At 52.5% G+C, this 16,739-nt stretch carries 12 protein-coding genes; 3 read left to right on the top strand and 9 right to left on the bottom strand.

The features are described 5' to 3' along the window. Nucleotides 1-92: 92 nt before the first annotated feature. From IEV46_RS13845 to IEV46_RS13835, 3 genes are all read right to left on the bottom strand, one after another. Nucleotides 93-995: an RluA family pseudouridine synthase gene (locus IEV46_RS13845; RefSeq protein ID WP_188433140.1), complete on the bottom strand. Its 903-nt coding sequence runs from the start codon at nt 993-995 to the stop codon at nt 93-95. 606 nt (nt 996-1,601) lie between these two features. Next, nucleotides 1,602-2,057, bottom strand: coding sequence for a helix-turn-helix domain-containing protein (locus tag IEV46_RS13840; protein WP_188433139.1), 456 nt, complete (start codon nt 2,055-2,057; stop codon nt 1,602-1,604). A 234-nt stretch (nt 2,058-2,291) separates the two neighbouring features. Continuing rightward, nucleotides 2,292-3,980, bottom strand: coding sequence for a transglutaminase domain-containing protein (locus IEV46_RS13835; RefSeq protein WP_188433138.1), 1,689 nt, complete (start codon nt 3,978-3,980; stop codon nt 2,292-2,294). 481 nt (nt 3,981-4,461) lie between these two features. Here IEV46_RS13835 and IEV46_RS13830 point away from each other — a divergent pair, with 481 nt between their 5' ends. Then, entirely contained in the window at nt 4,462-5,856 is a 1,395-nt protein-coding gene (locus tag IEV46_RS13830) for a helix-turn-helix domain-containing protein (protein ID WP_188433137.1), read from the top strand. 309 nt (nt 5,857-6,165) lie between these two features. Here the strand turns inward: IEV46_RS13830 and ligA are convergent, their stop codons facing one another. The 3 genes from ligA to pcrB all read right to left on the bottom strand — a co-directional run bounded on the left by ligA (nt 6,166) and on the right by pcrB (nt 11,484). After that, a complete protein-coding gene (ligA, locus tag IEV46_RS13825) occupies nt 6,166-8,178 on the bottom strand; it encodes an NAD-dependent DNA ligase LigA (protein ID WP_188433136.1) in 2,013 nt (670 codons plus the stop codon). 26 nt (nt 8,179-8,204) lie between these two features. Continuing rightward, on the bottom strand, nt 8,205-10,391 hold the full coding sequence (gene pcrA, locus IEV46_RS13820) for a DNA helicase PcrA (protein ID WP_188433135.1): 2,187 nt from the start codon (nt 10,389-10,391) through the stop codon (nt 8,205-8,207). A 361-nt stretch (nt 10,392-10,752) separates the two neighbouring features. Then, on the bottom strand, nt 10,753-11,484 hold the full coding sequence (gene pcrB, locus IEV46_RS13815) for a heptaprenylglyceryl phosphate synthase (RefSeq protein ID WP_229736129.1): 732 nt from the start codon (nt 11,482-11,484) through the stop codon (nt 10,753-10,755). A gap of 169 nt (nt 11,485-11,653) precedes the next feature. On the opposite strand from pcrB, the gene IEV46_RS13810 reads away from it, so the two are divergent. Together IEV46_RS13810 and proS are read left to right on the top strand one after the other, a co-directional pair. Continuing rightward, nucleotides 11,654-11,998 carry a hypothetical protein gene (locus tag IEV46_RS13810; RefSeq protein WP_188433134.1) on the top strand — a complete coding sequence of 115 codons (345 nt, stop codon included), beginning with the start codon at nt 11,654-11,656 and terminating at the stop codon, nt 11,996-11,998. A gap of 310 nt (nt 11,999-12,308) precedes the next feature. Next, nucleotides 12,309-13,775: a proline--tRNA ligase gene (gene proS, locus IEV46_RS13805; RefSeq protein ID WP_188433133.1), complete on the top strand. Its 1,467-nt coding sequence runs from the start codon at nt 12,309-12,311 to the stop codon at nt 13,773-13,775. 308 nt (nt 13,776-14,083) lie between these two features. Here the strand turns inward: proS and IEV46_RS13800 are convergent, their stop codons facing one another. From IEV46_RS13800 to IEV46_RS13790, 3 genes are all read right to left on the bottom strand, one after another. After that, nucleotides 14,084-14,635: a cysteine hydrolase family protein gene (locus IEV46_RS13800; RefSeq protein ID WP_229736131.1), complete on the bottom strand. Its 552-nt coding sequence runs from the start codon at nt 14,633-14,635 to the stop codon at nt 14,084-14,086. Between the two features lie 297 nt (nt 14,636-14,932). Then, nucleotides 14,933-15,253, bottom strand: a complete 321-nt coding sequence (locus IEV46_RS13795; RefSeq protein WP_188433131.1) for a YerC/YecD family TrpR-related protein — start codon at nt 15,251-15,253, stop codon at nt 14,933-14,935. A 74-nt stretch (nt 15,254-15,327) separates the two neighbouring features. Continuing rightward, nucleotides 15,328-16,317, bottom strand: a complete 990-nt coding sequence (locus IEV46_RS13790; protein ID WP_188433130.1) for a DUF3048 domain-containing protein — start codon at nt 16,315-16,317, stop codon at nt 15,328-15,330. Nucleotides 16,318-16,739: the final 422 nt, after the last annotated feature.

The raw sequence follows: 16,739 nt of genomic DNA, 5'->3' as shown, positions 1-16,739 counted from the left end.
TTCAAAATCGAATTGTTCTCTCACCACTCCCAGAAGACAATTCGATTCAACTGTCGGGTATTCCTGCATCTTTTTTTAATTGTTTATAATATTTAAATTGATGGCAGAGATTCCATAAGCAGGTGAAAATCTTTTGGCAATGGGGATTCCCAGCAGCATTTTTTTCCATCCCTGGGGTGGATCAAGGCGAGCCGCACCGCGTGTAAAGCCTGTCGCTCAATTTCTGCGGTCTGTCCGCCATACAGGGTGTCACCCAAAAGCGGATGTCCCAGATGAGCCATATGGACGCGAATCTGATGTGTCCGTCCCGTCTCCAGACGCAATCGAACCAGTGTGGCCTCCGGCCACCGCCTGATGACACGGTAACGGGTGCAGGCTGGCGCCCCCGCCGGGGAGACGGTCCGAATATGAGGATGTTCCGGTGAACGGGCAATCGGCTCCTCCACCTTCCCCTCCTCTTTTTCAAGACTGCCGTGCACCACGGCCAGATACTCCCGCAGATAACGTTTCCCTTTCATCTGTCCGGACAGAATGGCATGGGCATGAGGGTGTTTGGCAAATACGATCAGACCGGAAGTATCCTTGTCCAACCGGGTGACCGGACGCACCAGGTGAAATTCGCCCCGTTCTTGCCAATAAGCAGCCAATCCATTGGCCAAGGTCCCCTCCGGATAGTTCCGGGTGGGATGAACCACCACTCCGGGCTGTTTATCCAGGATGATCAGGTCTTCATCCTCATGTATCACCTGGATCGGAAGGGGTTGCGGCTTTACACCCTCCCCTGTGTCCCTTGGCAGAAATACTGCCATCCGATCCCCCGCTTTCACCCGGGAGGTGAGATACACCGGTTCCCCATTCACTTCCACCGCCTTAGCCTCCTTCAGGCGACGAAACATACGGCGGGAGAAACGAAATCGATTCCGGAGCAATTGTCGTACCATCTTTCCCTCTTCTTCCCCCCGAACCTGATGGAGATAATCCGCTTTTCGGGCCATAGGCTCCCTCCCGTTCACGCCCTGATCGAAGTCAAGTAGTGCCCCCTCAGCGAACATTATGTTGAAAAATCACAGAAGGGCTAGTACTGCTTTGAGTGTTGATGAATTTTATTCAAGAAAATGTCGAATATTGTCCCAAGCCAATTGAAAACAGACGGTGATTCTGCATTTGGAGCTCGCTCCACACCCACAATACAGACTATGTTCGACATCGATTGACACTCTTTACGTAAGGCTCAAAGCAGTAGTAGAAGCGTTGTGAAAAAGCTGTTCACAGGGAAGATTGGATTTCACATGGAGTGATTTTGGATCGTAAGAACAACGAAAAGGTCATGTGAAACCCAATCCCGACCGCCTTCAAACGCAGCAAATCACAACGCTTCTGGGATGGTGGGGATTTGATTCGCCTTTGCGCTTTTTGCAAGAGATCGGAGCCGCCCCACCATCCTGCCCCCGCCTTGCTGCCTGAAGGGGCAGTAGCTCACTCTCCGAACCGGCTCCAACATTCTCCCTCGTTCAGTCCGATTTACCGTTGACAGTTGCCACCCAGCATCCCTTTCTTGTTTTTTAAAATCCAAAAAAATACATTTTTATCGCTACCCTTGATTAATCAATATATTTATTTTTCAACTGGTCAGACCCAATGCCACCGATCACCATTAAAGCCAGTGGTAAAAAATTCGATACGACTTTCGGTAAGCCTTTTAAAATCATAATATCTGTACCAACAAAATAATTTAAAGCTAGAATCAGCAGTTTTGCCACTAACAAAAATGTGCCCAGTAACCATACACTATCAAAAAACACTTTCCATTTCGGATACGCCAACTGCTTACTATCTTGAATAACTTTTTCTTTCAATTCTTCGTCACTCCTCAACAATTCATCGATCGTGATGCCAAACAAATCACTCAAATCAATGATCACTTCGATACTCGGATAGTTCTTGCCAGTTTCCCATTTTGAAACTGACTGGCGACTAACACTAATTCTCTCAGCAAGGTCTGTTTGCGACCAACCTCTTTTTTCCCGTTCTATTTTTAATCGTTCACTAAAAACCATGTTATTCAACGCCTTTCCTTACTGTCAGTATTATTGATGTGAATGGTTAAAGTAAAGATAGTTCTAGGCGCATTATGGCGCAACCTAACGTTGTCACACTGAAAACCTTAAATTATGTCACTCACATAAAGCCCACCCATTGTCGCGCAAAAGAAAAAAGAAAACCCTGTGTCCCTTGTTGCTCGGGTCACAGAGTGTCACCAGCCGGGAAAATCCCGGTTCCGCCGTCCTCCCTCAGTACATCACACCCGTCCGCCGATGAGTCTTGGCAAACTCCGAAGGCTTGGGATCAAAATACTTGGTGGTGTATCTTCGTACAAACCGGTCCCGGGAATCGATATACCCGGATCCCCAGGTGGGGTCCATCGTGATCCATTTTCCATCTGTCTTCACTTCCACCCAGGCGTGACGATTTCCATCGGCCACCCCTTCCACAAAGCGTGCTTCCAGATCGATGGAACGGAGCAAAGCGATGGCCAAGAAGCTGTAATCCTGACAGACTCCCTTCTTTTGACGGAGAGCCTTGATCGCCGAATCATCGTAATCAAAAGCATCGGTTCGGAATTTCCACACATCGTAGCGGACATTTTGGGCCACATATTCGTAAATGGCGAGGGCTTTTTCCCGCTCTGTCTGTTTCCCCCGGGTCAAATCGCGGGCCAGGCTTTCAATGGAAGGGTCATCTGATTGGATCCCCCGGGAGGGAAGCAGGTTGCGCAGATCCTGATCCGCAGTGTTATTCACAGTAAATCGCGCCACTCCGAAAAATCGAAAATAATCCCGCTGTCGGTCCGTGATTTCAGGAACATTTACAGTCACTTCATAGGTCCCTTTACCGAAACGGAGCCAGAAAGATCCATCAAACCGGTAATTTTCCACAGGGATGATATAAGTGGCTTCCAGGCCGTCCTTCTTCGTTTGAACGATCAGATGCTTGGTTTTTGCAGCGTAAGGGGCTTTCGGGTCGATCGAGCCCTTGATACGGTATTTCATCTCCCCCTTGCCGCCTCCGGTGAGGGGATGCTCCAGTTTGACTCCCCGGCTTTCATAATGCTTGAAATACTCAATCGGGGACTTTTCCTCCGAGGAACGGTTATAAACCAGCAGGGTGGCTCCCTCATTGTAGTAATTTTCCCGTTGGGGATCCGGAGTCATCACGGTCAGTTTATGGATACCCTTCCCGTAAATGAACGGAACCCGGGTATCGAAAGAACCCTCCTGCAGCCGCAGCAGATGCTTCCACTCCTTGCCCCCCTTTTCCACCCGTATCATCACCCGTTGGGCTTTGCCCTTCTGGATGGAGCCTTTCAGTCGGATATCCCCATCGGTTTGGACAAAGCCGCCACCAGGCAGTTCCAATTGCAAACCAGCTTGCAAACCGGCCCGTGTCATCACCACCTCCCGATGGACCTTCGGATTGACATTGATCACATGAAAGCGGGCCAGATCGTAAAACCGATCTTCCCGTTCCGCACTGGGAAGCCGGACGGTCACCCGATACTCCCCTTCACCGTTAAACAAGGTAACCCGGCGGCTGAACTTTCCGTCTTTGATATGGGTGTAAAAGGAAAGATCTTTTTCGCCGGTCCCTTTCCCTCCCTTCACCTTTTCCACTTCGATCCAAACAAATTCAGACTTAAAATCTTCATATTCTTTAACAGTGCCGGACACCCAGAAATGGGAATTGACGGCAAAACGTTGATATCGGGGTGAGGAAAGAGCTGCATCCACCTCTTCAGCATACGGTTTCAATTTCAGTTTGGTCAGTGGCAACTGTTCGTTCTTTTCCGCCGCAACACGATCCCAATCACTCTGATTCGGTTCCGCCTCCGACTCCAAAGCGAACATGGGATGACAACCGACGGTTATGATAACTGCCATGAGGGCCAGCAGAATCCTCCCTGTGAGAAGGGTCTTTTTCATCGGAATTTCCCTCCATATAAAAGCCCCTTCTCAAGGAATGGGGCAATATAGGCGGGGTTGTCAGCCCCTTTAAAAAACCTCTTATCATTATATCAACGAAATACCTGAAATCACCAACGAATTTGGCAAAAAAAAAGGCACCTGACCAAGGCGCCCTTTGATATAGAAAGACCAAGACCTCAAAAACAGTGGAACTTCGCAATACCCAGACCTAAATGGATCGGTCGTATCACCGATTCCCCGGCCCGACTATATCATACTACAATTTTATGAACCTGTGTTTTTAAAAATTCGACGGAATTCGACATGATCTTCCCTGGTTTCCGGGCTTTTAACCCGGTTTCCATTTAAAGTTTTTAAAACTTCCCTCGTCCGTTGGCTCCTCCTTCCAATCCACAGTTGACAGCAGGTCGGATAGAAGTAAGATGTTAGTAATGCACACTCCAATTTTTTGTGAATCCTCGGGACCACATTCCCCTTTATGCAGGCAGATCAGCCGCCTGGCCGGCTCATTCCTGCAATGATCGAAAGGAGGGAACAAGCCATCGGTCTCGGAAACAACATTCGATACAGGAGGAAGGAGCTGGGACTTACCCAGTCCGAACTGGCCGAGGGGATCATTTCCGTACCATACTTGAGTCTGATCGAAAATGAAAAGGCCCATCCCAAACCCGATATCCTTGTCCCCCTCGCCAAGCGCCTCCGTTCCTCTGTGAAAGATCTTCTCGGTGTCATCGATCAAGACGACCTCCGCCGAGCGGATTTTTTGATTGACAAAATCCGCAGCTCTCTGGTGTATGAACGATATCAAGAAGCAAAAGCCTTTCTTAAAGACTTGAGAGAATTCTCCGGAAAGACCCCTGATCAACGGGTCCATATCAAAACCGATCTGATAGAGATCAATTTTTTAATTCATTTTGCCGAAAAAGAGAAGTACCATGACAAACTTGCCGCTTTTGAACAAAGATGGGGAAATCCGGAGGAAGATACCAACCTTCTCGTCTGGTACCTTCGGATGAAAGGAAATATTCATTTTTTGGAGGATATGTATGATCAGGCGCTTCTCTGCTACAAGCAGGCGGAAAAATTGTTTCCCCAAGTGACTGATGACATTGAAAAAGCCTATATCTACGGAAATCTGGGAAAAACCCACCTGTTCCTTTCCGACCCTGCTCTCGGCATTCTGTATACCGAGAAAGCGATCAATATCATGCTGAAGAAGGATCGTTGGCTGGAAGTATGCTCCATGTTCAACATCCTGGGTGCTTGTCACACCAACAAAGGCAATTTCCAGGATGCGATCGAGTGTTTCGAACGGGTGCTTCGGATCGCTGATCAGTTTAAGTTCTCCAAAATACTGATTTCCCGAACTTACCATGAGTTGGGTGTCTGTTATCTGAGGTTGGAGGATTGCAAACAGGCGATCCACTATCTGAACCAATCACTGGAAGTGGTCAGTCCGGATCATCTGCCCGCCTGGGAAGAGGGATTCGTCCATCAGATTTTGTGTCGTACCTATCTGAAGACCGGGGAGTTGGATCAAGCGCAACATCATATTGAGAAAGCACTCCCCTTACTGGAATCCCGGGAACGCCTCAAGTCCGAATGTCTGATTTTTCTGGGACAAATCCACTATCACCGAGGGAATTACAAGGAGTTCACCCGCTGTTACCGGGAGGCGATCCAATCATTTCTTCGTCTGGGCGCCCCGGAAAATGCGGCCCGGGCCTCCCACACCCTTGGTAAACACTACATTCAATCGGGGGATACCGACGAGGGAGTCCGCTATCTCCTGCTAGCGGTGGACCACTATCACCAGCTGCTTCCCAGCATCAACTTTGAGGTTCATCTGCCTGAAAGAAACCTGTCCCGATGAACTGCGATCATGCTTCCCTATAAAAAAGAGCAAAGCCAAGCTCTTGGGCCACCGGAATCCGGTGGCTTTTTGACTGACAGCTGTGACCCATGATGCTTTGACAAATGGTTACCGGGTGGACAGGGTCGGGAACTCAGCGAGGAGATGATGGTTCCCTTGGTTTGCTGAAGCCTTTCCAGACCTTGAAGCCTTGTGATTTAGTGCGCTCCTTGACGGTCGGGATTAGGTTTCATATTCCGCTTCCGTTGTTCTGACGAGCCAAAGACACTCCACTCCATATGAAACCCAACCCTCCTGTATGAACGGCTTTCATCCCTCCAGCATCGCTAAAAAGGTGGGCTCATCGATCACGTCCACCCCGAGCTCGCGGGCTTTTTTCAGTTTGGAGCCCGCCTTTGCCCCGGCGATGACGTAATCCGTATTTTTGCTGACGCTTCCAGTCACCTTGCCCCCCTGTGCTTCAATGCGGTCGGCGGCTTCCTTGCGGGACATGGATTCCAGTGTGCCGGTGAGCACCACGGTTTTGCCGGCGAAGGGGCTGTCGGAATCTCCCTGCTGTATCGGAGCCCGTCCCTTATAGATCATATTGACTCCCGCCGCTTCCAGCCGGCGGATCATCTCTCTCACTTCGGGTTTGTTGAAATAAGTCTGGATACTTTCCGCCATCTTGGGTCCGATCTCATCGACGGCTTCCAGCTCCTCCCGGTCCGCCGCCATAATGGCTTTTAGTCCACCGAAGTGCTGCGCCAAAATCTGTGCCCCTTTGGAGCCGACAAAGCGGATCCCCAGACCGAAGAGCAGCTTTTCGACGGAGTTTTGCTTACTTTTCTCAATGGCGGCGAGCAGATTTTCCACGGATTTTTTCCCCATCCTCTCCAGTGGGAGAAGGTCCTCAGCTTTCAGGTCGTAAAGATCTGCCGGCCCCCGGACCAGGTCGGCGTTGAAGAGTTGCGTGACCACTTTCTCCCCGATCCCTTCGATATTCATCGCTCCCCGGGAGACAAAGTGGATGATCCCTTCCCGGGTTTGGGCAGGGCATTGGGGGTTGATGCAACGCAAGGCCACTTCCCCCTCCAGCCGGACGAGCTTGCTGCCACATTCGGGACACTCCTCCGGCATCCGGTAGGACTTCTCCTCCCCGGTGCGGCGCTCCGGGACCACGCCGACCACTTCGGGAATAATGTCTCCCGCCTTTTTCACAATCACATGGTCTCCCAACAGAATCTCTTTTTCCTTGATGAAGTCCTCATTGTGAAGGGTGGCCCGCTGGACGGTGGTTCCTGCCAGGACGACGGGATCCAACAAGGCGGTGGGAGTGACGGCTCCAGTCCGACCCACGTTGATCTCAATCCCCCGGAGTACGGTGACTCCTTCCTCCGCGGGAAACTTGTAGGCGATCGCCCAGCGTGGGTTCTTGGCGGTGGTACCCAGCCGTTCTCTGAGCCTCAGATCATCCACCTTGATCACGATCCCATCGATGTCATACCCCAGCTCTTCCCTGTTTTCCCGCCAATGATCGATAAACTCCATCACATTATCGATTCCCTTGACGGTCACCCGCACAGGGTTGACCTTCAGACCGAGCCGGGACAACAGATCCAGGGATTCGGTATGGGTCTTTGGCGTTTCTGTACCGTGGAGTTCCCCGATCCCGTAGAGGAAAATATCGAGAGCCCGCTCAGCGGCCAGTTTGGGATCCAACTGGCGCAGGGATCCGGCTGCCGCATTTCGGGGATTGGCGAACAGGGTCTCGCCGCGACTCTCCTTCTGTCGGTTGATCCGTTCAAATTCTTTTCGGGGAAGGAAGGCTTCTCCGCGCACTTCCAGGGTGACTTCATCCCGCAAGCGCAGAGGCAGGGAGCGGATGGTTTTCAGATTTTGTGTAATGTTTTCACCGATGGTGCCGTCCCCCCGGGTGGCCCCGCGGATCATCACCCCCTCTTCATAGCGGATGGTGACCGCTAGACCGTCGATCTTCAACTCGCAAACATAATCCACCCCGTCCACTTCGGCCAGCCGGCGAATCCGCCGGTCAAACTCCTGCAACTCCTCAAAATTAAAGGCATTGGCCAGGCTGAGCATCGGTTGGGTGTGCCGCACTTTTTCAAAATAGGGAAGCGGCTCCCCGCCGACACGCTGGCTGGGGGAATCGGGGGTCACAAGCTCCGGGTGTTCCTGTTCCAGCCGGAGCAACTCCTGCATCTTCCTGTCATATTCTTCATCAGAGATCACCGGACGGTCCAACACATGGTACTGGTAATTGTGATCATGGATCTCCCGGCGCAAGACCTCGATCCGTTGTTCCGCTTCTTTCCGCTCCACGCATCCTTCCTCCCTCGTTCATACCTTCAAACCTTGGTGATGGGGGCAAACTGGGCCAACAGTCTTTTCACGCCTGTGGGGGCGGGAAAAGCGATGTTCAACTCCAAATCCTGACCTTCCCCCTGTATCTTGACCACAGTGCCGATCCCCCATTTCTTATGACTCACCTTGTCCCCCACGCGCCAATCCGTCTCCGTGTCGGGGACGGGACGAACCGGACCCCGGCGCAGAACCGGCTTCTTCAAAACCGCCGGGGGCTTGCCGACCGGCTCCACCAACTCCCGGGGGATCTCCCGCAGGAAAAGGGACGGGGGGTTGGTATGGGTTTGACCGAACAGCATCCGCATTTTCGCCCGGGTGAGGTACAATTTCTCTTCGGCCCGGGTGATGCCCACATAAGCCAGTCTCCGTTCCTCTTCCAACTCCTCAGGATCATCCAAGGTGCGGCTGTGAGGGAAGATCCCCTCCTCCATTCCCACCAGAAACACTTGGGGAAATTCCAGCCCTTTGGCGGAGTGCAGGGTCATCAGGGTGACGGCATCCTCCGGAGCGTCCGGATCCTCCTCCAGAGTATCCACATCGGAGATCAAAGCCAGATCCGTCAAAAAAGCCACCAGGGATTTATCTTCATTTTTCTCTTCAAATTCCCGGGTCACGGAGAGAAACTCATCGATGTTTTCCAGACGGCTGGCCGCTTCAACGGTCTCCTCCTTCATCAATTCCTCTCGATAGCCGGTCCGTTCCAGGACTTCTTCCGTCAGCTCTCCCGCCGACAGATACTCCATCATCGCATTCAGCTCTTTGATCAGACCGGTGAATTTCTCCAAGGGCCGCAAGAAGCGATTGGAGAGGCCGATCCCTTCCACTTCCAGGAGCGCCTGCATCATGGAGATCCCTTCCCGATCGGCAAAAGCCGCGATTTTGTCCACAGTGGCCTGTCCAATTCCCCGTTTGGGCACATTGATCACCCGACGCAAACTGAGATCGTCGTCAGGATTGACCACCAACCGCAGATAGGCCAGTAGATCTTTGATCTCCTTCCGCTCATAAAACTTCAGCCCACCCACCATCCGGTAGGGAATATTGGATTTCATGAGGACTTCTTCCAGCACCCGGGACTGAGCATTGGTCCGGTACAAAACCGCGAAACTTTTGTACCCCTTCCCGTTTTTCCTCTCTTTTACAACAGTGTCCGCCACAAAATAGGCTTCCTCATGTTCATTCTCCGCTTCATACAACTGCACCGGCTCGCCAGCTTCATTCTCCGTCCACAGATCCTTCGGCTTCCGCTCCCTATTGTAGGAGATGACACTGTTGGCCGCCTTCAGGATCGTTTGGGTGGAGCGATAGTTCTGTTCCAGTTTAATCACTTGGGCGTCGGGATAATCCCGCTCAAAATGAAGAATGTTGCTGATGTCCGCACCGCGAAAGCGGTAGATGGACTGGTCGGAATCCCCCACCACACACAGATTCCGATGATGTTCCGCCAGCAGGCGGATCAGGACATACTGCACATGGTTGGTATCCTGATATTCATCCACATGGATGTACTGAAATTTTTTCCGGTAAAAGTCCAGTACCTCCGGCACCTGCCGGAACAGGCGCACCGTCTCCGTAAGCAAGTCGTCGAAGTCCAGAGACTGATTGGTCCGAAGCTTGTCCTGATAGGTTTCAAAGATCTCCGCCGCCAATTCGTCCATGTAGCTCTGGGCCCGCTCCTTCATGTCCCGGGCGGTTTGAAGCCGGTTTTTCCCATGGCTGATCCGGTGTAACAAGCCCCGAGGTGGAATTTGTTTCGGATCCAGGTTCTTTTCCTTTAAAATCTGTTTCATCACCGTCAGCTGATCGGAACTGTCCAGAATGGTGAAGTTCCGGTTGTAACCGATCCGGTCAATGTCCCGTCGCAGGATGCGGACACACATGGAGTGAAAGGTGGAAATCCAAATCTCCTCCGCCTCAGCTCCTGCCAAAGCATGGATCCGATCCTTCATCTCCCGGGCCGCTTTATTGGTGAACGTGATCGCCAGGATATTCCACGGATGAATCCGTTTTTCCGACAACAGGTGAGCCACCCGGTTGGTCAACACCCGCGTTTTGCCACTGCCGGCCCCGGCCACGATCAGAAGCGGACCTTCCGTCGTCTCCACCGCCAGTCTCTGATCGGGGTTCAACCCTTGGAGTAGGGAGCCCTTCGCCCAGGTGTTTTGTGCCATTGTGATCCGCACCTTTCCGCTTTAATCATCCTTCGGGAGCATGTTGATCCAACATCTTGGATGAGGGATCCTGTTCCGCCATGCAACCGAGGCCGCCCATAGGGCACGAGTCGCGCTTGGGGTCGTGCCTCCCATTCGCGCTATGCTATCCCACAAGGAAGTAATGACTGGCCGCTCCGAATCTGACCGTCGGGCAGGGGCAAAGACGTATCACAAGGAAGAATGTTGCCCCTAAACGCCCTCCCGTAAGACTTTCCGCTGGGTGGAATGGCAACCTTAGACCCAGGGCTTCGGCCCATCCGAATTGCAGTGCCTGTGATGCAAAGTTCCCTTTGGCAGTGTACTCACCGCCATTTTCCGGTTAATTTATGCCCTGATCCCCCGAGACTCCCTTCGATTCCGTTTCCTTGACCCAGCGAACGGACTCCAGCGCCGCCTCCAGGTTTTGATAAACCAGATTGCCCACGACCACGGTGTCGGCTTCCCGGCTCATGGCCCGGGCCTGGTCTTCCCGGGAGATCCCGCCCCCGTAAAACAGCCGGGATCTTTTTAATCCCCGGCGCGCCGCCCGCACCATCCCTTCATCGCCGTACATTCCGCTGTACTCCACATACAAGGCGGGCATTCTGAACAAGTGTTCCGCCAGACGGCCGTAGGCCGTCAGGTCAGCAGTTCCCACCCCCGTCCGGCTCTCAGTCAGGCGGCCCACCTTGGATTCCGGATTGAGCACCACGTAGCCGAGCGCGGCTACATCTTCCCAGGGAATCCAGTCCCCGTACTTCCGGATCGCCCGATGTTGTGCCTTAAGCACCCAGTGCAGGGATCCGGAATTGAGAACGACGGGGATCAGATAACCGTCCACACCGGGGACGACAGCCGATTCAGCGGAGATTTCCTGGACAGATTCCACTGGGTATTCAGCGATCCGCTCGATCAGGTCTCGAGAATTTTGGTAAGTGATGCCATCTGTCCCACCCACGATCACTGCATCGGTGCCGCTGGTGCACACCTTTTCCAAAGATTTTTCGGACAGGGTCCGATTGGGATCCAGTTTAAACACATGTCGCCATTTTTTCATGCGTTCCGTCAGCAAATGTTCATCCTCCCACAGCCGCTCTTTCCATTCAGGATCATTATACACGACAAGGAAAGAGGGAAAAAGAAACGCTTCTTTTAGATTCACAATGGAAAAATCCCGCCAATCGGCGCATAGGATGAAGCGATAAACAGGAAAGGGAATCCAAGAGTGGGGAGGGGGCAAGGTGAAAAAATGGTTCTGGAGCGCGAGCGGATATTACGGGATCTGGAGCCTGGTGTTCCTCATCGGCTATCTGTGGATCGGAAGCCGGTACAACCTATTTGAAGGAGCGGTATCCCCCGAAGGCCGTGAACTCCTGTGGTACTGGGTCAGTGGATTTGGCCTCCTGTTTGTCATTCCCCTAGGAATCGGCCAAGTGGCAGCGGGTATTCTCTCCTACCGGTATGCCGCTACCCGTCCCCGCACTTGGGTCTCGCTCCTGTTGGGATTGGTGTTGTGCATTTCCACCATCGTCGCCTGTTTATTCGGATATGCAGTCTTCATCCTGATCTTCCACGGATTTGCTTGACCTTTTTCCGAAGTCATCAAATTGACAATGATGGTTGTCCCTGATATGATTTTTCCGAAGAAGGTGATGAAAGGACCTGCAGGTACCAACTGTGTCCCAGGGAGTCGGCTCTTGACTGGAAGGTCGATCCACAGGGTATCTGTTCCCCATCCTGGAGCCACTGGCGATGAGCCATGTCGGATGCCCCTCCGTTATCGGGATCAAGCGGACCGCAGTCTGCGGTCAATCAGGGTGGTACCGCGGGTTGAATCTCCCGTCCCTTTGGGGATGGGGGATTTTTGTTTACAATGGGTTCAAGGAGTGATATCAGATGGCCGATGAAAAAAAATTTGTAAAGGAGATCACCCCGCAGTCGGAGGATTTCTCCCGCTGGTATATCGATGTGATCCGAAAAGGGGATTTGATGGATTACACACCCGTCCGCGGCTGCATCGTGTTCAAGCCGGACGGTTTTGAGTTGTGGGAGCGGATTCAGGCGGCGATGGATCAGCGGTTCAAGGAGACGGGACACCGGAATGCCTATTTTCCGATGCTGATTCCGGAGTCTTTTTTCCAAAAAGAAAAAGAACATGTGGAGGGCTTTAATCCGGAGCTGCCCTGGGTGACTGAAGCCGCCGGCGAAAAACTGGAAGAGCGCTTGGCCCTGCGCCCCACTTCAGAGACGATGATCGGCCATATGTACAGTCAGTGGATCCACAGCCATCGGGACCTGCCGGTGTTGATCAACCAATGGGCCAATGTGTTCCGGTGGGAAAAACGGACCATGCCCTTTCTGCGAACCTCAGAATTTCTCTGGCAGGAAGGACATACCGCCCATGCCACAGAGGAGGAAGCCCGCCAAGAGACGATGCAGATGCTGGAAATCTACAGGGAAGTGGTGGAACAAGTTTTGGCCATTCCGGTCTGGAAAGGGCAAAAAACCCCCAGTGAGCGGTTTGCCGGTGCAGTGGAGACCTATTCCATCGAAGCGATGATGAAAGACGGTAAAGCGGTTCAAGCCGGCACCTCCCACTATCTTGGAGAAAACTTTGCCAAGGGATTTGATATTAAATTCCTGGACAAGGACAACCAGCTGAAATACGTCCACACCACTTCCTGGGGAACCTCCACCCGCCTGATCGGCTCCATGATCATGGTTCACGGCGATGACCGCGGACTGGCCATGCCGCCCCGCGTGGCACCGACACAGGTGGTGATGATCCCCGTCGGCCCGGTCAAGCTGAGGGAGAAAGTGATGGAGAGGTTCGATCCGCTGTTCGATGATCTCCGGTCCGCGGGGGTTCGCGTACGGGCTGACTTGCGGGAGGAGACGCCGGGATGGAAGTTTAATGAATGGGAGATGCGCGGTGTTCCTCTCCGCCTGGAAATCGGACCCCGAGACGTGGACAAAGGGGAAGTGGTATTGGCCCGCCGTGACACCGGGGAGAAGGTGGCAGTCGCGATCGATCAGGCAGTTGAGAAGGTCCGCGAACTGTTGGAAGAGATCCAAGAGAACATGTTTCAAAAAGCGCTGGCTTTCCGGGACCACCACTCTCATCTGCACATCAACACCCTGGAAGAATTGAAAACCCATATCACCCAAAAGGAAAGCGAAGCCAAGGTTGCAGGCTGGGTGTTGGCCGGCTGGTGTGGTGAGGACGCCTGTGAATCCAAGGTGAAGGAAGAGACCAAATTCACCTCCCGAAACATTCCCTTTGAACCCCCGGTCATCAAGAAAACCTGTATCCACTGCGGTGAAAAAGCCCAACATACCGTCTGGTTCTCCCGGGCTTATTAGGGCGTGTCTGATCAATCTATATCCGGGGCGGACCGGTCGGGATTGGTTTTCACATGTTGTTCTTAACTGTGAAATCACTCCATGTGAAAGCCACCCCTCCCTGTGAACGTCTTTTTCACAATGCTTCGAGAGTCCCAAAAAAGGAGCCCCACGGGGCTCTTGAAGCGGAACGTCCAGATCCCTCCATCATCAACGGAGGGATTTGCTTTTCCTTTGATTGATCCCCGGGACAAGACTCCAGTTCGTTCCACAGGATTGGCCGCAACAGTTCAAAAAATGGAAGTCCCCTTTCAAAAAGACCCTCAGAGTCACAGATGAGCGATCAGATTGCGGATGTTTGTCACTTGGGTGAACTCGCCGTGGAGACTGGCCAGATGGATGCGATGAACCTCCGCTGCCGGGATCCGATTGCCATCAAGATCCACCCGGTCAAAAGTGGCCGTGGCATCAGACAGGAGTTGGGGGTCAAAGCCCAGATTTCTCGCCATCCGGGTCGTGGTGGAGACGCAATGATCCGTGGTCAGACCGGCAATCACCAAGGATTGAATCCCTCTTTCTCTGAGTCTCTCTTCCAAATCCGTCCCGATGAAGGCACTGTTCACATACTTCTCAATGACCGGCTCCTCCGCCAGCGGACGGGCTTCCTCCTTGAAATCACAACTGTCGGCGTCGGGATGAAAAAGTGAGCCCCTGTTCCGGGAGAGATGACGGATATGGACAACCGGTAGCCCTTTTGCACGCCAGACCGATAGCAAGTGCCCGATATTCTCTTCTGCAAAAGGATTGTTCCGCGAGCCCCATTTCGGGTCATCAAAGGCTTTCTGCACATCGATCAACAACAAACCAGTCTTTGAAGTGATTTTCAACGGATCTGCTCTCCCCTCACTTTTGATGAAACAGACATCTCAAATACAGCGTGAGGCCAACTCCGCAGCACATCCATCCAGTTTTGGGATGTGCCGCTGGTTTCAGCTGATTGAAGTCAATGGACAACCGCCTGGAAGGTTGTGATTTAGTGCGTTCTGGGGACGGTCGGGGTTGGGTTTCACATTCCCGCTTCCCTTGTTCTGACGATCCAAAGACGCTCCATGTGAAACCCAACCCTCTCTTTTTCACAACACTTCTGATAAAAACGCCGGGAGCAAGCTCCGCGGCGATTATTTTTGCGCACCTTCATCTTGTTGCTGTTGCTCCTTCAATCGATCCAGAGCCAAGGTATAACCATCGGTCCCATAGTGAAGGCAACGCTTGACCCGGGAAATGGTGGCGGTGCTGGCACCCGTGTCGGCCTCAATCCGGTTGTAGGTGAACCCTTCTTTCAACATGCGGGCCACTTCCAGACGCTGGGCCAAGGATTTGATCTCGCCCACCGTGCAAAGGTCGTCAAAAAAGCGATAACACTCTTCAATGCTGTTTAACGTCAAAATAGCGGCAAACAAGTTGTCCACTTCTTTTTGTCTCAGTTTGTCCAATTGCATACAAATCCCCCTTTCCTGGCAGAATACTTTACCCCTTTAAAATAGAAAATTCGACAAAATATGCTGACTTCCTTCTATTTGCCGTACTTGAGTCCTCCATCCACCGGGAGGACATTGATCCAGGTTTTCCCTGGAGCAAGCGGTGCGGTCTTTCCGTCCATGAGTGGAACAATCCAGCCTTGTCTGTATTCCCAGCGAAGGGGCCAAGCTTTTCCCCCACGAAAGAGCATCCCCTCTCCCCCGTCGGTGATGCTCACCTCTCTGCGGCCGGAGGAGTCGATCACCCGATGGGGTGCACGAATCACCAGCACATTTTCCATAGACAGAGGCGTCCCCTTCTCCCGATCCACCTGTTTTTTCCCTTGTGTATACCGGATGTAGCGCCCGGTTTTCGGATCATACCCATATTCCACTCGGTACAGTCGATGATATCTCAAATCGATTCGGGATGCAGCTTTCCCCTTATCAGGTTCTTTCCGACTGAAAATGTAAGGGCTTTCAACTGTGCCTTCGGCATACCCCTTCTTTTCGGCTCCTTCCCGCAACTTCTCGAGATCTGTGTACAGATTGTGGGGAGGTTGTCGAAAGTTTACACGATAAAACCAACGGCTGTCCCCATGAATACCATCCAGACTGGGGAACCTCTCCTCCCGGATCCGCTCCATTGCCTTCGGTGATCCGCCGGCATGAGTCACCACTGCTTGCGGCCCCCGGGCCAGATCCAGGTAGTAAGGCCGAACACTCCGGATCGGTCCGACAACTCCTTCCCTTACCCCATAGTAAAAGGCGGCGAAGCGGGTGATCTCTCCCTCTGCCAGAACTTCTGCCACAAGATCTGCCCGATCCAATCCCGATTGGGGTCTGGCCTGGGCCTGGTTATTCACCATCACCATCCATGGGCGACCCGATGTTTCCTTTTCCATCTCCTTCCCCGTCAAAGGGTTGATCCTCCGGATCTCCTTCTCTCCACTTGTCTCTGTATCGGGAGGGAGAACTCTCGGCAGCGAACAGCCGGCCACCATCCATAAAATGACCCCGACTTCTATCAAGACCCTGTATCGCATCTTACCACACTCCCTCGGAATTGGAACCCCCTCTTATGGTTCGACAGGATCCATCTGTATCCTCCCACCAACACCACATGGCACCCATTTTTCCCAAAGAGCCATCAAACCAAAAAACAGGCTCCCCGGCATCAGGAATTATTCATGGAAGATATCTTGTTTTCTTCTATTACCTCTAATTGTTGAATTCATCCGCCTGAGCCGTACATAAGGCCGAACTCGGATGTTTGATGAACCTTATTTCAGGTGGGGGGATCGTAGATTCCCACGCTGGGATTTCCATACCATGTTCCCTGATGAACTGTAATTTACCGCTTTGAGTCGGTCGGGTTGGGGGTTCACATTTCGCGCAAAAGCTCTGAACGCTCCATATAAAACCAACCCTCCCTGTGACGAATTCTTCACAGCGTTTCCAAAAGCCG

Source organism: Kroppenstedtia guangzhouensis, from assembly GCF_014637345.1.
GTDB classification, from domain to species: Bacteria; Bacillota; Bacilli; order Thermoactinomycetales; family DSM-45169; genus Kroppenstedtia; species Kroppenstedtia guangzhouensis.
Note: the sequence above shows the minus strand (reverse complement) of the source record. Positions and strands in the feature narration are given on the sequence as shown.